Origin of the sequence: uncultured Dokdonia sp., assembly GCF_947492535.1 — a bacterium.
GTDB lineage: Bacteria > Bacteroidota > Bacteroidia > Flavobacteriales > Flavobacteriaceae > Dokdonia.
On record NZ_CANLNH010000002.1, the window covers coordinates 52,632 to 70,681 of the forward strand.

Below are 18,050 nucleotides of genomic sequence, written 5' to 3' on the forward strand. Positions count from 1 at the left end.
ATAATTTATCCCCTAATTGGCACTTATACTTATCACTTTCTGGATAATCGCATCATCTTGATTAACCATTTGTTCAAAAGCATTATTACCGAAGAGCTGTTTTGCCATAGTGGCTTTGAGGTAGCTTTTATAGACCTCTTTATATTTTTCTGCTCTTAAATTAATTCCCCTTATTTTGGCGTAAGATATAAAATCTTCTACACTTGCATCAGATATCGTAATTTCATTTTGAAATTCTTCTAATGAAAGGCTATTATAATACGGGCGATCTTTCTCTAATTTTTCAAAAATAAACATACGCATGTCTCCAGATCTAAGTAAATAATTAAGATTCTGAATTTCATAATCTATATTTTTAGGAACAAATACATCAGGAATAATACCTCCTCCGCCATACACTACTTTTCCTAAAGGTGTTTTAAATTTAAGGGAATCTGCTACTTTAATACTATCTGCACTACGCAATTCTCCATTTTCATAACGTTCTAGATAATCTTCAAAATAGTCTTTATTTCCTAATTCATAGGGTTTTTGGATTGATCTTCCTGTAGGTGTGTAATATCTAGCAATCGTAAGGCGTACGGCACTACCATCTCCCAGAGACATTTCTCTTTGTACGAGTCCTTTTCCAAAAGAACGTCTTCCTATAATAAGTCCTTTGTCATTATCTTGTAATGCTCCTGCAACAATTTCGCTGGCAGAAGCAGAATTTTCATTAATTAAAATAAACACTTCACCATCTTCAAAAATACCACCTCTATTTGAGTACGTTTTATTAATCTTTCCTGTTTTATTTTTAGTGAATAAAATGAGTTTATTTTTCTCTAAAAACTCATCAGCAATTGCTTCTGCGCTTGAAACATACCCTCCTGGATTATCTCTTAAATCAAGTGCCAATTGTGTAGCTCCGTTAGCTTTCAGAGCTTTTAAAGCTGTCTTAAACTCATCATAGGTAGATTCTGCAAATCTATTAATCTTAATATACCCTAATTGATCTGTGAGCATGTAGCTTGCCACCACACTTGATATAGGGACAATATCTCTCTTTACACGGTAAGATATAAGCTCCTCTTCTCCTTGCCTTTTTACTTTAAGGTTTACCGATGTATTTACGCGTCCTTTTAAAATTTTAGATAAGGAGTCGTCATCTATTGTTTTTCCTGAAAGTGGGATATCATCTGCATATACGATACGATCACCTGCGCGTATTCCCGCTTTGGCACTAGGGCCCTCTTCTATTGCATGTATAACAGCTACAGAGTCTTTATAAGGATAGAAACGAATACCAATCCCTACAAAATCTCCCTTCATATTTTCTTCAATCTCTTTTAATTCTTCAGGAGGAATATACGTAGAGTGAGGATCGAGATTATCTAAAATTCCATTTACCGTTACTTCTACAATACTATCTGTATTGACCGTATCTACATATTCATAATCTATATAATCTATAAGTTTATTGAGTTTTTCTTTTTTGCTATTTGCACTAAAGAAAGCGGTATCTGAGGAAGTACCGAAGTTTAAAAAACTCCCTAATATAATTCCAAAGACAATGCCTAAGCTAAAAAGAGCGGGTACGTATTTCTTTTTTAATTTCATTAATCTTCTAAGTTTGAAAGATGTACTATCTCAACGCCTGCTTTTTCTAAAAATTTCACACCACTCTGGTCTTTATATCCTTCTTTAAAAACAACACGTCTTATTCCTGCTTGATGAATAAGCTTACTACATTCTTTACAAGGACTTAATGTGATGTATAATGTGGCTCCTTTACAGGATTGTGTAGATGAGGCTACTTTTAAAATAGCATTTGCTTCGGCATGAAGCACATACCACTTTGTATATCCTTCTTCATCTTCGCAAAAATTTTCAAACCCTGTAGGCGTACCATTATATCCATCTGATATAATCATTTTATCTTTTACGATGATTGCTCCTACTTGCTTACGCTCACAATAGGAAAGTTTTCCCCATTCGCGAGCCATTCTTAAATAAGCGATATCGTATTTGTGTTGCTTTGAAGCCATGTATTTACGGTGCGGTATACGCTTTCGCGAAAGCGTATAAAAAAATAAAACTAATTTACAACCACTAAAGTAAGTGCCTCTTATGGGATACGCAACCGATTATTAAATATTTAACGCAATTAATGCATTTCTAAAAATAGGAATCGCAACTCCAATGACAATAGCAGAGATAACCATAATCCAATCTCTTAATGAAAAACGGAATATAAACTGCCCTACAAAACTCAATATAAGTACTAAAAGCACTATAATAATTTGAGAGGCTTCAATACCTAATGTATATTCTAATAATGGCAAAAACTTGTTCTCTGTACTGGCGGTCATCATTTTGAAATAGGTTGAAAAACCAAAACCATGAATGAGACCAAAAAACAATGTTGAGATAAAATAAACACCCACTTGCTCTTTTCTGCCTTTTCTTCCTGCAGTAAAAATATTATAAAATGCTGTAATTAATATCGTTACAGGAATTAAAAATTCTATAAGGGTGGTATTAATCTTAACAACATCGTATGCAGAAAGACTCAAAGAAATAGTATGTCCTACTGTAAAAATGGTGACTAATGAGAGTAATCTTTTCCAGCTAGAAAAGGTATATGGTACTGTTAGAACTATAATAAAAAGGATATGATCATAGGCATTCCAATCGAGTACATGAAAAAGCCCTTCTTTAAAATAAAACCAAAAAGTATCCATCAAAAATATATTAGGGGTTTTCCAAATGTACAAATTAAAAATGATGCAAGAATAGCTATATTTGCGACTTAATTATAAAGATAAAACTATGTCTATTTCAGATTTGTATGATAGCGGTTTCCGCAAGCGTAATGAAGATCATTTTGCAGCTATGGTACGTATTGCAATGAGTGATACCATAATCACTGAAGATGAAAAAAAATTCCTAGATAGAACAGCTCGTAATCTTGATATTTCAGAAGAAGATTATAAAGCGATATTAAAAGAGTATAAAACTCATAAGATTAATCCGCCTATTACGTATGAGAATCGTTTAGAACGCCTCTTTGACTTAGGAAGAATGGTATATGCAGATGATGAGCTTGGAGATAAGCAAGTAGTAATGCTAGAAAGACTTGCTGTGGGATTAGGTTTTACAGTAAACAATGTAAAGTATGTTGTTGATAAAGCATTATCTCTTGTAAATGAAGGTGTAGATTTAGATACCTTTAAAGAAGAAATCAAATTAATGAATCGTTAATTAATATAACGATCATATTCTATAAAAAAAGCGACATATATATATGTCGCTTTTTTTATTATTCTACACTCTCTTCAGTCTTTTTATTCTTATAGCGATGTAATAATCGATCTATTGTTTTAAATAGGATTTCAGCATTTACTGGTTTTGTTAAATAGGCATTCATCCCACTTTCTTTTGCGGCTTCTCTTTCTTCTTCTGTTGTACGAGCCGTTAATGCAATAATAGGAATTTTCTTTATTTTCTTATCCTTATGATTTCGGATTCGCAATGTGGCATCATATCCATCCATAACCGGCATAGAAAGATCCATCAAAATTAAATCGTATTGATATTTTTCAAGGAACAGTACGAGTTGTTCTCCATTTTTAGCAATGTCTAAACTATAGCTCCCTTCATCTGCAAATAAACGCATCATAAGAAGTTGATTTACTTCTATATCTTCTCCTAAAAGGATGCGATATTTTTTTCCTTTTGGGCCTGAACTTTTCTTTACCCTTCTTGTAGTGACTTTCTTCTCTTCTTTTTGGTCATGAGAAACACCCATAGAAATTGTAAATCTAAACGTAGATCCTTCGTTCTCTATACTTTCTACTTCAAGATCACTATCCATTAATTGGGTAAGCTGCTTTACAATACTAAGTCCTAACCCTGAACCTCCAAACAAACCACGTTTTTCTAATTGTGTGAAGCTTTCAAAAATGGTAGTCAGGTGTTCTTTAGGAATTCCTATTCCAGTATCTCTAATTTCAAAAGTAACTGGGATACGACGCATATTCCTAGAGCTCGTCGATATGCGAAATGTAACAGAACCCTTATGGGTAAACTTCAATGCGTTTTCAAGTAAATTAATTAAGATTTGATTCAATCTAAGTTGATCTCCAATAAGAAAACGAGGAAGATTTGTTCCTATATCTGAAATAAGTTCTAATCGCTTTTCTTCAGCCTGTAATTCATACGTTTTTACAAGTGAATCTGTAAACTTCTTGAAGTTAAATCGCTTATTCTTAATTTCTAGCCTTCCAGCTTCTATTTTTGAAATGTCTAAAAGATCATCTACAATAGAAACAAGGTTTTTAGAAGAGTCTTTAACTATCCTTACCAAGTCTAATTGTTCTCTATCTAAGTTTGTGTTTTCAAGCACACTTAAAAAACCTAGAATACTATTAAGAGGTGTCCTAATCTCGTGGCTAACATTTGCAAGAAATTTATTTTTAAACCCTCTTTGAACATTTAGTTCATGATTAAGTTCTTGTGTAATGTTAAAATTAATGATAGACTCATTACGCACCTGTTTTATTTGGTGTACTGTTTTGTAATGATCTGTAAGATCTTCCACAAACAATACTACTTGTTTTTTATCAAAATCAACAATTGACCTGATATCATAAAAACAAGTTCGTCCTTTTACCTCAATCTGGACACAATAGAATTTCTGCTCTTTCCTATCTTCTTCAAAAAGAGATGAAATAACATAAAAAAAGGGATGAAATTCAGTAATGTCAGAGTTCTTCTTTATATAAAATAAAGAGTTGTCGGTCTCTAAAACTCGATTCGTGTTGTCTATAATAAGTATCTGAGTGGTGTTCTCTAAGAATTCTTGTCTAAGCTTTTCAAGCATTTTCAAGTAATTGTGCTGCTACATCTTTGAACAGCAATTCAACATTTTCTCCAGTTTTTGCACTAGAAAGATAAGAATGCTGAATATCTTGTGCGTTTAAATCATTTATTAACACTTCAGAATCGACCAAATCCACTTTATTCCCGATAATGTGCACAGAAACATGAGGAAACTTCTCTTTTAAATGTTCTAAATTATATTTTATATCACTATAAGTGACTGATCTAGAAGCATCAAACACATATATAAAACTAGAAGCACCCATGAGATAGGAAGGTCTATACTTCGTAAAATCATCTGTTCCTTCAACATCCCATATCACTAAAGTAATGTTCTCCTTTTCTAAATGTACTTCCTTTTTCATGATATGTACTCCTATCGTAACTGTATAACTTTCTGAAAAAGTATTTTCTACAAAACGTCTAAGAAGTGAAGATTTTCCTACGCCAAAATGCCCTAACAATACAACTTTTTTAGATACGCTCATCAGTAAAATATGATTTTAATTTTTTGGTAAAAGTTTCTGGATTTTCTAAATCACTTTTATTTACAACAAATTGTGCAAAATCCAATAGCACATCCTCTAATTTGTCTTTATAATCATCATCATAGATACCAGTAATAACTACTGCAATATAATAATTTGAAAAGTTTTGGAGATGAATTGTAAATAATTCATAATCAATTCTCTCCAATTCCATCTCTCCCTGATTATAAGCATCTTCCACAAAACTTTTGATAGCGGTTAACATCCCTGCTAACATATCTTCGTCTAGCGTAGGTCTTTTTGCATAATTTGCTTTGAGCAGTCCTGATCCTTTTTCAATGATCATAATTTGCTCAATCCTTGCTTTATATTGCTCGTACATTAATGCCGCTGCATCAATATTTTTATCGTTTCCTGAAAACCAATTTCTAAACGAGAATGTTTTATTAAGCCTTTTATTAATATCGTCGTTTAGCTTTTTAATCTCAGCTTGAACATATTTTTTAATCATTTTACCCATTACTGGATATAAAGCTTCAGCTACGGCTTCTTGTGATTTTTTTATTTCTGTCTTAAGAGTTTCTGTAATTACAGGACCTAAGGCTCTAGGCATTTTTTCTACAAAATCATCCATGCGTTCATCAAGGATTGGAGTTACCCTATCAGAAAGGTTTTCTTGTTCTGATTTTAATTGCTCAATTTTAAGCACAAGATCTCTGTCAAACTCACGTTCTTCTGTAAGTAAGATTTCCTTTAAAATCTCAAGTCTTTCCTTAGAATCCATTACAGAGAAGAGTTAGAACTATTAAGATTTTATACTCTCGCCTAACTTTATTAGTAAATTACCTAATTGCGATCTATCTACTTTTTTCTCATCGAGAGATGCTGCTTTATCATTTAATGATTCTTCTAAGTCAGAAATACGAATATTCAAATCTGTACTTAGATTATCAATAGCAGTCATAAGTTCTTTTCGAGTATCGTCAATATAATCTGATAATTCTTGACGTCTCTTTTCTAGTTCTTTTTTTAGAGTATCAAATTCTTGGCTGTATTCAGCCATATTTTCTCCAAAAATAAGCTGTTTGATTGCGTCAATTTTAGAATTTGCTTCTAATTGACTCTGATTGCTTTGCTCTTTATTTCCTTTAGACATAATATTGATCAGGGATTCATTGCGTTATAGCAAATCAAATATATAAAAAATGACGATAAGCGCCTAAACATATAGGTATTATAATGATTCTGCCATAAAAGCTTCTGCTTTTTCAACCATATTTTTACTTCCACAAAAGAAAGGAACTCTCTCATGTAATTCTGTAGGTTGGAGATCTAATATTGAAGTATACCCATCACTTGCTTTCCCTCCAGCTTGCTCAGTAATAAATGCCATAGGGTTACATTCATATAATAATCTAAGTTTTCCTTTAGCATTAAGAGAACTTTTTGGGTACATATAAATACCCCCTTTAATCATATTACGATGTATATCAGAAACTAACGAACCAATATATCTAGATGTATACGGACGATTTTCTGATTCTTCCTGACAATATTTAATATAATTTTTAACTCCTTGAGGGAAATGCGTGTAATTCCCTTCATTTACTGAGTAAATATTTCCTTCTTCAGGAAATTGCATATTAGGATGTGATAAGTAAAATGTTCCAATTGCTGGATTTAATGTAAATCCATTAACGCCATGACCTGTTGTATATACTAACATGGTACTTGTTCCATAAATAATATATCCTGCTGCTACTTGGTTACGTCCTGGTTGTAAAAAATCATCAATAGTTACAGGAGTACCTGAAGGAGTAATCCTTCTATAAACAGAAAAAATAGTCCCTACAGAAACATTTACATCTATATTTGAAGATCCATCTAGAGGATCCATCAACACTACATATTTATTTTGATGATCGTCATTATGCCCTTCTATCGTAATAAAATCATCATTTTCTTCACTTCCTATACCACAAACAATCTCTCTATTTTTAAGGGTATTTATAAAAGTCTCGTTTGCAATTACATCTAATTTTTGCTGATCTTCTCCTTGTATATTTGTATCTCCAGCCTCACCTAATATATCTACTAATCCAGCTTTATTTACTTGGTGATTTACCACTTTTGCAGCTAATCGAATCGAATTAATTAATCGAGATAACTCCCCAGAAGAATACTTAAACTCTGATTGATTTTCAATTATAAATTCTCCTAAAGTTTGATTTTTACGTGCCATGTAGTGTCTATCATTATTTTTTGCAAAAATATTCAAAAAAAACACCACAACTACAACGATTTCGTATTCTTTTATCTATATATTTTTTTACTTTAGCTCGCTTAGATCGGATTTCTTATGGATTATATTATTCGCAGGGCAGAGGTAGAGGATATGCCAGCTGTTCTTGCTCTTATCAATGAGCTTGCTGTTTTTGAAAAAGAACCAGATGCTGTTCACATCTCTGTAGATACGCTTATTAAAAATGGCACAGGAACAAATCCTTTATTTACCTGTTTTGTAGCAGAACAGGAAGAAACAATTGTAGGAATGGCGCTTGTTTATTTTAGATTTTCTACTTGGGAAGGAAAATCTTTACACCTTGAAGACCTTATTGTATCACAAAATTATAGAGGAAAAGGCTTTGGCAGCGCATTATATAATGAAGTTATGCGTTATGCTATAGACCAAAATGTAAATAGAGTCGAATGGGTTGTGTTAGATTGGAATACGCCAGCCATTACTTTTTACGAAAATAGTGGCGCACTATTACTAAAAAATTGGCATCTTGTTCAAATGAATAAAGAAAGATTACATAACTATATTCGTTCCATATCATAATTACGATATATAATGCAGGTATTTAAATTTGGAGGAGCTTCTGTAAAAGATGCAGAAAGTGTAAAAAACATAGTGACTGTCTTACAAAAGACAGGTCTCACAAATAAATTAATTGTGATTTCTGCTATGGGTAAAACTACCAATGCATTAGAAAAAGTAATACATGCTTATTTTAATGATCCTACCCACCTTTCTGAAACAATTGAAGTATGTCTAAAATATCATCTAGATATAGTTGCTGCTCTTTTTTCTCAAGGACATTCTATTTTTGAAAGTGTACATACCTTATTTAAAAATCTTAAAAATTTCCTAGACCTTAATAAATCTCCTAATTATGATTTTGTATATGATCAAGTGATTTGTTACGGAGAACTCACCTCTACAAAGATTGTAAGTGCTTTTCTTTCTGAAAACAACATCAAAAATAAATGGGTAGATGCTCGCGAACTCATAAAAACAGACACCAATTATAGAGATGCTAAAGTAGACTGGGAAGTAACGCAAAAAAATATTCAAAAATCAATTCAAAAAGAAGGTCTCTTTATCACACAAGGATTTGTAGGCTCTGAAGCTAATAACTTTACGACAACACTTGGTAGAGAAGGAAGTGATTATACGGGAGCTATCTTTGCATACTGCCTAAATGCAGATAACCTTACGATATGGAAAGATGTTCCTGGTGTATTAAACGGCGATCCTAGAGTATTTAAAAACACCAAACTATTAAAACGAATCTCTTATAATGAAGCTATCGAAATGGCATTTTATGGAGCTTCAGTAATACACCCAAAAACACTTCAACCATTACAGAGAAAAGAAATACCGCTATATGTAAAATCATTTATTACTCCCGAAGATTCTGGAACATTTATAGGAAAAGGCATTCAATTAGATCCTATGGTTGCCTGCTTTATTGTAAAGAAAAACCAGATACTCATTTCCTTATCTTCCATAGATTTTAGTTTTATCATGGAAGAAAATATAAGCGATATCTTTAATTTATTACATATCTATAAAATGAAAGTAACCATGATGCAAAACTCTGCTATTAGCTTTTCTGTTTGCATTGAAAATAAGTTTAACACATTAGAACCGTTACTTAAAAAATTGAGAGCGACATACAAGGTACGATGGAATGAAGGAGTCACATTACTTACGGCTAGACATGCTTCAGCAAATGAAATGAATATGCTTTTACACGGCAGAAAAGTGCTTTTAAAGCAAGAAAATAGAACAGTTACGCAGTATGTACTAAAAGAAGAGTAAGTATTGCTATATTTGATTATAGAGTTTAAATAATAATGTATGAGTCTAGTTACTGCAAAAGAAGTTGCTCAAGCCATAAACGTCGATAAATTTGGCTTTTTAGGTACGTTCTTAGGGTGGTCACTCATGAAAACACTCAAAATTTCGAGCTTAAATAAGATTTATGATCGAAATAAACATTTGAGTGATCTTGATTTTTTAAATGCTTTATTAGATGAATTTCAAATCAAATTTGATATTCCTGAAGAAGATCTTAAACGACTTCCTAAAAGCGGAGCCTATATTACTATATCAAATCACCCATTAGGAGGTATCGATGGTATCTTATTACTTAAACTTATGCTTGAACAGCGTGAGGACTTTAAAATCATAGCAAATTTCCTATTGCATCGCATAGATCCCTTAAAGCCCTATGTAATGCCTGTAAATCCTTTTGAAGATCGTAAAGATGTAAAATCAAGTATTGCTGGTTTTAAAAATGCATTACTACATCTCCAAAACGGATCCCCGTTAGGCATTTTCCCAGCAGGAGAGGTATCTACGTATAAAGATGATAAACTCATTATTGATAAACCTTGGGAAGAAGCCGCTATAAAACTTATCAAAAAGGCTGAAGTTCCAATTGTACCGATCTATTTTCATGCAAAAAACAGCAGACTCTTTTATCAATTATCACGTATAAGCAGCACCTTACGTACCGCTAAACTTCCAAGTGAATTACTCACTCAAAAAAATAGAGTCATAAAAGTACGTATTGGACACCCTATAAAAGTTACGGCCCAAAAGGAGTATACAGATTTGCCTAGTTTTACTGAGTTTCTTCGTAAGAAAACATATATGCTCGCAAAGTCTTTTGAAACAAAAAGTCGTCTTAGTAATATACCTCAAACCCTTAAAGTCCCTAAAGAACCTAAAGAAATTGCTGTTTCGATAAGTAGTGATTTAATTTATGAAGAGATTGATAAATTACGTTCTAATGATCGTCGTTTATTACAATCCAAAAACTACGAAGTTTTTCTTGCTCCTGCCGATGAAATGCTTAATACCCTTAGAGAAATAGGCCGCTTGCGCGAAATCACATTTAGAGCCATAGGAGAAGGTACTAACGAAGCGACTGATCTAGATAAATTTGATCGCTACTATCATCATATGTTTTTATGGGATAGTGATGCCAAAAAAATAGCAGGAGCCTATCGTATGGGATTAGGATCAGAAATTTTTGAAAAATATGGTATTGACGGATTTTACCTTCAAGACCTTTTTCGTTTTGACACCGAATTACATACTATGATGAGTCAAAGTATCGAGATGGGACGTGCTTTTATCATCAAAGAATATCAACAAAAGCCAATGCCCCTATTCCTATTATGGAAAGGAATTGTTCATACCACACTACGCTTCCCAAAACACAAATATCTCATTGGAGGTGTGAGTATTTCAAATCAATTTTCAAATTTCTCAAAATCGTTGATGATTGAATTTATGAAATCTCATTATTGGGATCCCTATGTAGCCCAATACATTCGTCCTAAAAAAGAATTTAAAGTCCGTCTTAAAGACGCAGATAAGGAATTTGTTTTTGATGAAAGTGCTGCCGACCTCAATAAGTTTGATAAACTTATTGATGAAGTAGAACCAGGCTCTTTACGACTTCCTGTTCTTATCAAAAAATACATAAAACAAAATGCAAAAGTGGTCGCTTTTAATGTAGACCCCTTATTTAATAATGCCGTAGACGGTCTTATGTATATACGTATTGCAGACTTACCTGAAAGCACGGTAAAACCTGTTATGGAAGAGTTCCAAGCTGAACTTGAAAAAAAATATGGACATAGAAATCTAGAAGAGGAATAGCCTTCGATTTCTACAGTTTTAATTTTTAACCTATCCTATTTCATTATACGCTTTCGCGAAAGCGTATATAACAACACCACTAGTTTTTATACAATGCTTTTCCTGCCGCTTCATACTTATCGCCAGCAGTCCATGTAGGCGTTACAGGATCATTCCCTATATTTCTTCCAGCGAGTACATAGGCGCTAAAAAACTTAAACAGATAGTCATAATCTAATGTGTTTGCCTCATCTCCTGGCCTGTGGTAATATTTAGTTACATCACCATTAAACGCCGTAAACCCTAAAGAAAAAGTAGGTGCAGGAATTCCTTTTGCTGCAAAATTCACATTATCACTTCTATCAAAAAGCCCTTGTTCAGGTGCAGGATCATCTATGGCGGTTAATCCAAAAACACTTGCCGCATCTTTTATATGCTGAGATGCTGTCGTTCTTGGCAATCCAATAATAGTGGCTAGTGATGTGTCATTATATCCTCCATTATCACTATTAAAACAATACACCATTTGATTAAGCGGTAATACAGGATTTTCTACATAAAAAGAGCTTCCTAATAATCCTTTTTCTTCTCCTGTAAATAAAATAAATAACGCCGATCGTTTTGTAGGATATTTTGCAAGATTTTCTGCCATACTCAATACAGTAGTTGTTCCGATAGCATTATCACGAGCCCCATTATAAATCGTATCTCCTGTCTCATCTGGCGTTCCTATTCCTACGTGGTCGTAGTGTGCCGAATATATAATGTATTCATTTTTTAATGTTGGATCTGTTCCTTCTACAATACCAATAACATTTTGAGATGTTATAACCTCTTCTTTAGCATCACTCATTGTAAATTGAATAGGAATTGTCGTTTTTGACGTAAGACTTTGGGACATCTTATCATCTTTGTCTAATACCCACACATAAGGCATTGTCCCTTTTTTAGTTTCCTTCTTTACAATTCCAAGAGATGGTGCATTAAAGTTATGCTCTATAAAACCCCACATTTGTTCGCCTGCATTTAGTAGTTCAATAACACCTACAGCACCATGTTGTTTTGCCAATTCTCTTTTTTCATCTAAGAGCCCAAAAGCTGCACGTGCATCTTTTGTATCGGCGCTACCTGCTTTTATAATGACAACCTTACCATCTACAGATTTGCCTTTGTAATCTTTCTCTAATCCATATCCCATATATACAGCGCCTTTAGAAAAATCTACTGCTGCTTTATCTAATAACGCATATTGTTTTACAGTTGTTCCATTAATAGAAATAGTAACATCTGAAGGAGGTGCTGTTTTTTGAAGATTTACAACTTGATAGTAATCACCTGTTTTAGGATTAGGCTTTACTCCATAGCTACGTAATGTATTTGCCAGATAAGATGCTGCGATCTTATTTTCCGGAGTTCCTGTCTCTCTTCCCTTTAATAAATCATCGGCTAAGAAATAAATATGTCCTTCAATTTTTGATTTTGTAACAGTCTCCTGAACTTTATTTTTATCATTTTGACCAAAAGAAATAGTAGTACTTACTACTGCTATAAAAAGAAATGCTAATTTTTTCATGACGTCTGATTTATTCACTAAAAATAAGTATTCTATATCATTTACGTAGTAAAAGATTCACTCCAAAAAATTATAGTCTCTAAATAATTTGATCATATAACTACTTATCTCTAACTTTAATTTTTGTAACTACCTGATTGTATACATGAAACAAGCCACAACCATAGATGAAGTTATTGCGATTTTAGGGGGTATTATAACTACTGAAGTTGCTGCTGGTAGTAATCTCGCTTTTTTTCCGATACTTTATAAAAAAGTAACTGAACGCATCAAAGAAGGAATTGCTCAAAAAGAATTTGAAGATAATCCCAGAATGGAGCGTCTTGATGTGATTTTTGCCAATAGATATTTAGCAGCTTATTTCGCTTATAAAGAAGGTGAAAAACCATCTTTATCTTGGGAGAATGCTTTTGAAGCCGCAAAAAACCAACGGCTTTTAATTCTTCAACATCTACTTTTAGGGATCAATGCACATATTAATTTAGACTTAGGTATTGCTGTTTCTGAGACGGTTGGTCCACAAGGAACATTAGAAAATATTCATAATGATTTTAATAAAATCAATGCCATTTTAGCGAGTATGGTAGACGGTGTTCAACAAAAAATAGGACGTGTCTCTCCTTTCTTTTATTTACTCGACAAAGTAGCAGATGGAAAAGAAGATCTCATTGCAACTTTTAGCATCAATATAGCACGTGATGAAGCGTGGCTATTTGCCAATGAATATCATGATGCCTCAGATAAAGAAGCTGTTCTCTCAACACGCGATGCGTCCATTGGAAAATTGGCCCTCAAACTCTCAACTACAAAAAGCAGAATCTTGCGTTGGGCCATTCGATTTATACGTTGGTTTGAAAGTAAGAATGTAGCAAAAGTCGCCGATGTTTTAAGTAGTTAAGCCTCTTTATACACTTTCGCGAAAGCGAACTTATCAGACTCACGACCATACAGATAACAACACATTAAAGCATAAAAAACCACCTAACAAAAAGCTAGATGGTTTTAGCTATTATAAATAGCACTTTAATTTTTTAACTCTTCGCCATCAGTAATGGTAGATGTTTCTTTATTCTTTACATATTTATCTAGCCATTGATCTTGTTCCCATAAAAGATGAAGTATAGACTCTTTTGCGCGGTATCCATGACTTTCTTTAGGAAGCATAACAAGTCTCGCTGTCGCTCCTAATCCTTTTAAAGCATTAAAATAACGTTCACTTTGTAAAGGGTATGTTCCTGAATTATTATCTGCTACTCCGTGTACCAAAAGTAAAGGTGTTTTCATTTTGTCTGCATGCATAAATGGAGACATATTGTAATATACATCTGGCGCTTCCCAGTAACTACGCTCCTCGCTTTGGAAACCAAAAGGGGTAAGTGTTCTATTATAAGCCCCACTACGAGCAATACCCGCAGCAAATAGATTGGAATGGGAAAGTAAATTTGCAGTCATAAATGCACCATATGAATGTCCGCCTACACCTACACGATTACGATCTATATATCCTAATGCATCTACAGCATCTATCGCAGCCTTTCCATTAGCTACTAATTGTTTTCTAAAACTATCATTAGGTTCTTCATCACCTTCTCCTACTATTGGGAACGACGCATCATCTAATACTACATAACCACGAGTTACCCAGTAAATCATAGAACCATAGTACAAATACGTAAACTCATTTTTATTCTTCGTAGACTGTGCTGCGCTATTTTTATCCTTAAATTCTTCTGGGTATGCCCATAAAATCATAGGCATTTTTTCTTTCTTTTCTTTATCATATCCTACAGGTAAGTACATCGTTCCAGAAAGCTCTAATCCATCATCACGTTTATAGGTAATCACTTCTTTATGGATATCTTGTAAACTTGCAAAAGGGTTTTCAAAATCTGTAATCTGAGTAAGTTTGTCTTTTTTGATGTTACGTATGTAGTAATTAGGATACTCGGTAGGTGCTTCAATACGAACTAGGATTTCGCCTTTCTTCATATCAATAGCATCTTGTAAATTTTCTAACTTATCTGTATACTGGGATTCGTACATACGTTTTGTTTTCCCAGTTTTTAGATTCATAGCATCTATAAACGGAAATTGTCCTTTCTTACTATGGCCGTCTCCCATTAAAAAGACTTCATTGTTTTCTATGGTTAAAACATTACGACCATATTCATTTTCATGGGTTACAAAACTACCTGGATCACTATAGACATCTTGGTAATTACGATCTGTAATAATCTTTCCGGAATTACTCGTACTAGAAGGGTTAAAAAGGTATGTTTTTGTATTACGTGTATTCCACCAATAATCATATGCCACAGCTGTTTGATCATTCCCCCATTGAATGCCACTAAAGCGTCCTACCGTTTGTAATACTTTTTGAGGTTCTTTTGTAAAAGGTGCTTCTTGCATATATACTTGATCACGGTATGCTACATCTACATCAGGATCACCGTTATCTAACACTTCTGCCCATACTAACGTAGCTGGAGCATCTGAACGCCATTGCATTCTTCGTTTACCTTTACGAGCCGCCATAAATCCTTTTGGTAACTCTTCAATAAGAGGTACTTCGTTTATGGTCTTTACTACTGTTCCGTTGGTATTATAAATAACAGACGTCTGCGGAAAACGACGATACGGAACGATATAAGAAAATGGCTTTTCTATGGTCGTAATCATCCAATAGTTTCCATCAGGAGACAATGAAATACCACTATACATAGCAGCTTCCTTCCATGGTGTGATGGTCCCATTTAGATCAAGCTTCATAAGACTAGATGTCGCTAATTGCTCAAAATTAAATACATCGTTTGGATTCTGTAATAAATCCTGATAGGTTCGGTTTTGGGCTTTTGAGCCATCACTCGTTGAAATCGTAGGTCCTGTAGGTACTGCTTCTGCGGTATTTATAAGTTCCTTTCTAGAGTCTGGTATTGTTTTTATCAATAGACTATTTCCTTCCTTAAACCAGCGTATTGGATTTCCCATATTTGCATTGAGTGGAGGTGTCGCAAGCTTCGAAACTTTTGCAGTAGCCACATCAAGAATCCAGATTTCGACAGCATCCTCTATTGTATTTGTAAGTGCCATTTTAGATTCGTCTGGAGACCAACTAAAATTACTCAGCTTTGCATTCTCAGGAAGTCCTGTAATCTGTCTTTCCTTTTTTTCTGTAACGCTTTTGATTTTAACGTTATTAAAATAGGTAACACGACTTCCAATATTGGTTTTTGGGTTAATACGAAGACCCCCCAAACGAAGTTCTTTTTCAGAAAGTGTTGCAATATCTTTATAGCTATCACGATACAGCAGTAACATCATATCACCATCAGAGTTCATGACAACACTAGGTGCAAGTGGTACATCTACAAGGTCTAAAATTTCTTTAGGAGGTTTCTGATAATCAAGGTTAATTTGAGCTATTGCGCTAGAAACAACTAGCAAAAAACTGAGTGAGTATAGTACTTTTTTCATCGGTAAGATTCGTTTCCTTAAAATTACAGAAAAAGCACGCGACAAACTGTTAATGTTTTGTAAGAATCCATTTTAAATCTATAAAAACAACTCAAAAACAGCAAGATATATACGTATTACAAAAAACTAAGTGCTTTATTAAAATCGCAAATGATTTGTTATAAAATCTTGATATTATGGTTGTATTCCTTTTAACGCTTCGCTCTTCCTATGGTCGTGAACTTTACTGCCGACAAGTAGATCTCACAAGTTCGCTTTCGCGAAAGCAAAAACAACTTAAAAAGCAGTTTAACCTGTCTTAAAACTGAAAGTAAATAAACTGTTCTCCGCTTCCTTGCGCCAGACAAATCAAAAAGAAGAGTACCGCCCAGCCGATACCTAATACCCAAGAAGGTGTTTTAAGTGACACTTCTTTCATAGACGTATTACGCATACACCAATGACATAAAAACAGTCCTGCGATGACAATCACCACCTTCCCTATTTCTGCAATTCCTAAAATTTTATCTCCCTCTGGATTCAAAAAAAACATAGACGTAATCATATCATTTGCGTTTGCAAACCCTTTTGCTCTAAAGAAGACCCATGTAATATTGACCAATGTATAGGTTAAAAAGGCTAAGAAAATACCGTTCCAAGCATTCACTTTTATAGAAATTAGCTTTTTAAGCAGGCGTTCTCCTACCAAGTATATGCCGTGCAAAGCACCCCAGATTACAAATGTCCAAGCAGCTCCATGCCATAATCCTCCTAATAACATGGTAAGCATAAGTGCTACATACATTCTTGTAATTCCATGACGATTGCCTCCTAATGGGATGTATAAATAATCTCGTAACCAACTAGACAAAGAAATATGCCATCTACGCCAAAGGTCAGAAAAGCCTATAGATGCATATGGATACCTAAAGTTATCCGGTAATATAATTCCTAACATCAATGCAATCCCAATCGCGCAGGTAGAATAGCCTGCAAAGTCAAAAAATATTTGTCCTGAAAAAGCAAGGGTTCCTATCCAAGCATCAACGCCGTGCAAGATTTTACCTGCATCAAAGACTTTATCTGATGTACTAGATAGCAATGCATCCGCCAATACCACTTTCTGAAACACACCTATAGTCAACAAAAATAACCCCCATAAAAATTGATTGATAGTCGCTTTTTTGGGCTCATAAAACTGTGTGATCAAATCTTTTGCTCTTACAATTGGTCCCGCAACTAATTGTGGGAAAAATGTCACATATAATGCAAAATCTAAGAAGGTACGCGCACGTTCTCCTTTTCTATAATACATATCTATGGTATAGGACATGGTTTGGAATGTATAAAAGGAAATCCCCATTGGCAAAATGATGTCCATAGGAAGCGCTTCGTATTCTATTCCTATCTTTTGGAGGATGGCTGTAAAATTTTCTAATAAAAAATTACCATACTTAAAGAATCCCAAAAAGCCAAGATTTACAACCATACTTAACAAGAGCCATAACTTTCGCTTCTTTTTATTTTCTAATGTTGCTAGTTTTTTTCCAGCAGTCCAATCAACGACTGTAGAGATCCAAAGTAAAATAACTAATGGAGGATTCCACATACCATAAAACACATAACTTGAAAGTAAAAGCATTCGTTTTTTACCTGTCCAAGACAGGATTTTTGAATAATAGAGCGCCAAAACGATGACTAGGAAAACCAAAAAACTGAGTGAATTGAATAA

The 18,050-nt window shown here is 33.8% G+C and carries 17 protein-coding genes; 6 read left to right on the plus strand and 11 right to left on the minus strand.

Annotated features, from left to right (window positions below):
• Positions 1-12: 12 nt before the first annotated feature.
• The 3 genes from Q1A60_RS03055 to Q1A60_RS03065 all read right to left on the minus strand — a co-directional run bounded on the left by Q1A60_RS03055 (position 13) and on the right by Q1A60_RS03065 (position 2,723).
• Positions 13-1,599, minus strand: coding sequence for a S41 family peptidase (locus Q1A60_RS03055; protein ID WP_299761218.1), 1,587 nt, complete (start codon positions 1,597-1,599; stop codon positions 13-15).
• Positions 1,599-2,027 carry a dCMP deaminase family protein gene (locus Q1A60_RS03060; protein ID WP_299761219.1) on the minus strand — a complete coding sequence of 143 codons (429 nt, stop codon included), beginning with the start codon at positions 2,025-2,027 and terminating at the stop codon, positions 1,599-1,601. Before Q1A60_RS03060 ends, Q1A60_RS03055 begins: the two co-directional genes overlap by 1 nt.
• A 102-nt stretch (positions 2,028-2,129) precedes the next feature.
• Positions 2,130-2,723, minus strand: coding sequence for a HupE/UreJ family protein (locus Q1A60_RS03065; RefSeq protein WP_299761220.1), 594 nt, complete (start codon positions 2,721-2,723; stop codon positions 2,130-2,132).
• An 88-nt stretch (positions 2,724-2,811) separates the two neighbouring features.
• On the opposite strand from Q1A60_RS03065, the gene Q1A60_RS03070 reads away from it, so the two are divergent.
• The gene (locus Q1A60_RS03070) at positions 2,812-3,243 is read left to right on the plus strand and encodes a TerB family tellurite resistance protein (protein WP_299761222.1); all 432 of its coding nucleotides are present in this window, start codon (positions 2,812-2,814) and stop codon (positions 3,241-3,243) included.
• 58 nt (positions 3,244-3,301) lie between these two features.
• On the opposite strand, the gene Q1A60_RS03075 is transcribed toward Q1A60_RS03070, so the two are convergent.
• From Q1A60_RS03075 to fbp, 5 genes are all read right to left on the minus strand, one after another.
• Positions 3,302-4,864, minus strand: a complete 1,563-nt coding sequence (locus Q1A60_RS03075; protein ID WP_299761225.1) for an ATP-binding protein — start codon at positions 4,862-4,864, stop codon at positions 3,302-3,304.
• A complete protein-coding gene (locus Q1A60_RS03080) occupies positions 4,857-5,351 on the minus strand; it encodes a Rab family GTPase (RefSeq protein WP_299761228.1) in 495 nt (164 codons plus the stop codon). Before Q1A60_RS03080 ends, Q1A60_RS03075 begins: the two co-directional genes overlap by 8 nt.
• Complete coding sequence (locus Q1A60_RS03085) at positions 5,338-6,135, minus strand: cell envelope biogenesis protein OmpA (RefSeq protein WP_299761231.1); 798 nt, start codon at positions 6,133-6,135, stop codon at positions 5,338-5,340. The genes Q1A60_RS03080 and Q1A60_RS03085 overlap by 14 nt, the downstream gene beginning before the upstream one ends.
• 21 nt (positions 6,136-6,156) lie before the next feature.
• Positions 6,157-6,507 carry a fructose 1,6-bisphosphatase gene (locus Q1A60_RS03090; RefSeq protein WP_299761234.1) on the minus strand — a complete coding sequence of 117 codons (351 nt, stop codon included), beginning with the start codon at positions 6,505-6,507 and terminating at the stop codon, positions 6,157-6,159.
• Positions 6,508-6,585: 78 nt separating this feature from the next.
• Positions 6,586-7,593, minus strand: coding sequence for a class 1 fructose-bisphosphatase (gene fbp, locus Q1A60_RS03095; RefSeq protein WP_299761237.1), 1,008 nt, complete (start codon positions 7,591-7,593; stop codon positions 6,586-6,588).
• 117 nt (positions 7,594-7,710) lie between these two features.
• On the opposite strand from fbp, the gene Q1A60_RS03100 reads away from it, so the two are divergent.
• From Q1A60_RS03100 to Q1A60_RS03110, 3 genes are read left to right on the plus strand one after another with little or no spacing between them, the layout of a single operon-like run.
• A complete protein-coding gene (locus Q1A60_RS03100; RefSeq protein ID WP_299761240.1) occupies positions 7,711-8,193 on the plus strand; it encodes a GNAT family N-acetyltransferase in 483 nt (160 codons plus the stop codon).
• 12 nt (positions 8,194-8,205) lie between these two features.
• Entirely contained in the window at positions 8,206-9,459 is a 1,254-nt protein-coding gene (locus tag Q1A60_RS03105; protein ID WP_299761243.1) for an aspartate kinase, read from the plus strand.
• Between the two features lie 39 nt (positions 9,460-9,498).
• Complete coding sequence (locus tag Q1A60_RS03110; RefSeq protein ID WP_299761246.1) at positions 9,499-11,313, plus strand: lysophospholipid acyltransferase family protein; 1,815 nt, start codon at positions 9,499-9,501, stop codon at positions 11,311-11,313.
• Between the two features lie 79 nt (positions 11,314-11,392).
• Here the strand turns inward: Q1A60_RS03110 and Q1A60_RS03115 are convergent, their stop codons facing one another.
• Positions 11,393-12,865 (minus strand): M28 family peptidase, encoded by a 1,473-nt coding sequence (locus Q1A60_RS03115; RefSeq protein ID WP_299761249.1) that lies wholly within the window; start codon positions 12,863-12,865, stop codon positions 11,393-11,395.
• A gap of 145 nt (positions 12,866-13,010) precedes the next feature.
• On the opposite strand from Q1A60_RS03115, the gene Q1A60_RS03120 reads away from it, so the two are divergent.
• The gene (locus tag Q1A60_RS03120) at positions 13,011-13,763 is read left to right on the plus strand and encodes a DUF5995 family protein (protein WP_299761252.1); all 753 of its coding nucleotides are present in this window, start codon (positions 13,011-13,013) and stop codon (positions 13,761-13,763) included.
• A 125-nt stretch (positions 13,764-13,888) separates the two neighbouring features.
• Here Q1A60_RS03120 and Q1A60_RS03125 read toward each other — a convergent pair whose 3' ends face one another.
• Entirely contained in the window at positions 13,889-16,339 is a 2,451-nt protein-coding gene (locus tag Q1A60_RS03125) for a prolyl oligopeptidase family serine peptidase (RefSeq protein ID WP_299761255.1), read from the minus strand.
• Between the two features lie 176 nt (positions 16,340-16,515).
• On the opposite strand from Q1A60_RS03125, the gene Q1A60_RS03130 reads away from it, so the two are divergent.
• On the plus strand, positions 16,516-16,641 hold the full coding sequence (locus tag Q1A60_RS03130; protein WP_299761258.1) for a hypothetical protein: 126 nt from the start codon (positions 16,516-16,518) through the stop codon (positions 16,639-16,641).
• On the opposite strand, the gene Q1A60_RS03135 is transcribed toward Q1A60_RS03130, so the two are convergent.
• Positions 16,638-17,960, minus strand: coding sequence for an MBOAT family O-acyltransferase (locus Q1A60_RS03135; protein ID WP_299761261.1), 1,323 nt, complete (start codon positions 17,958-17,960; stop codon positions 16,638-16,640). The genes Q1A60_RS03130 and Q1A60_RS03135 overlap by 4 nt on opposite strands.
• Positions 17,961-18,050 lie beyond the last annotated feature (90 nt).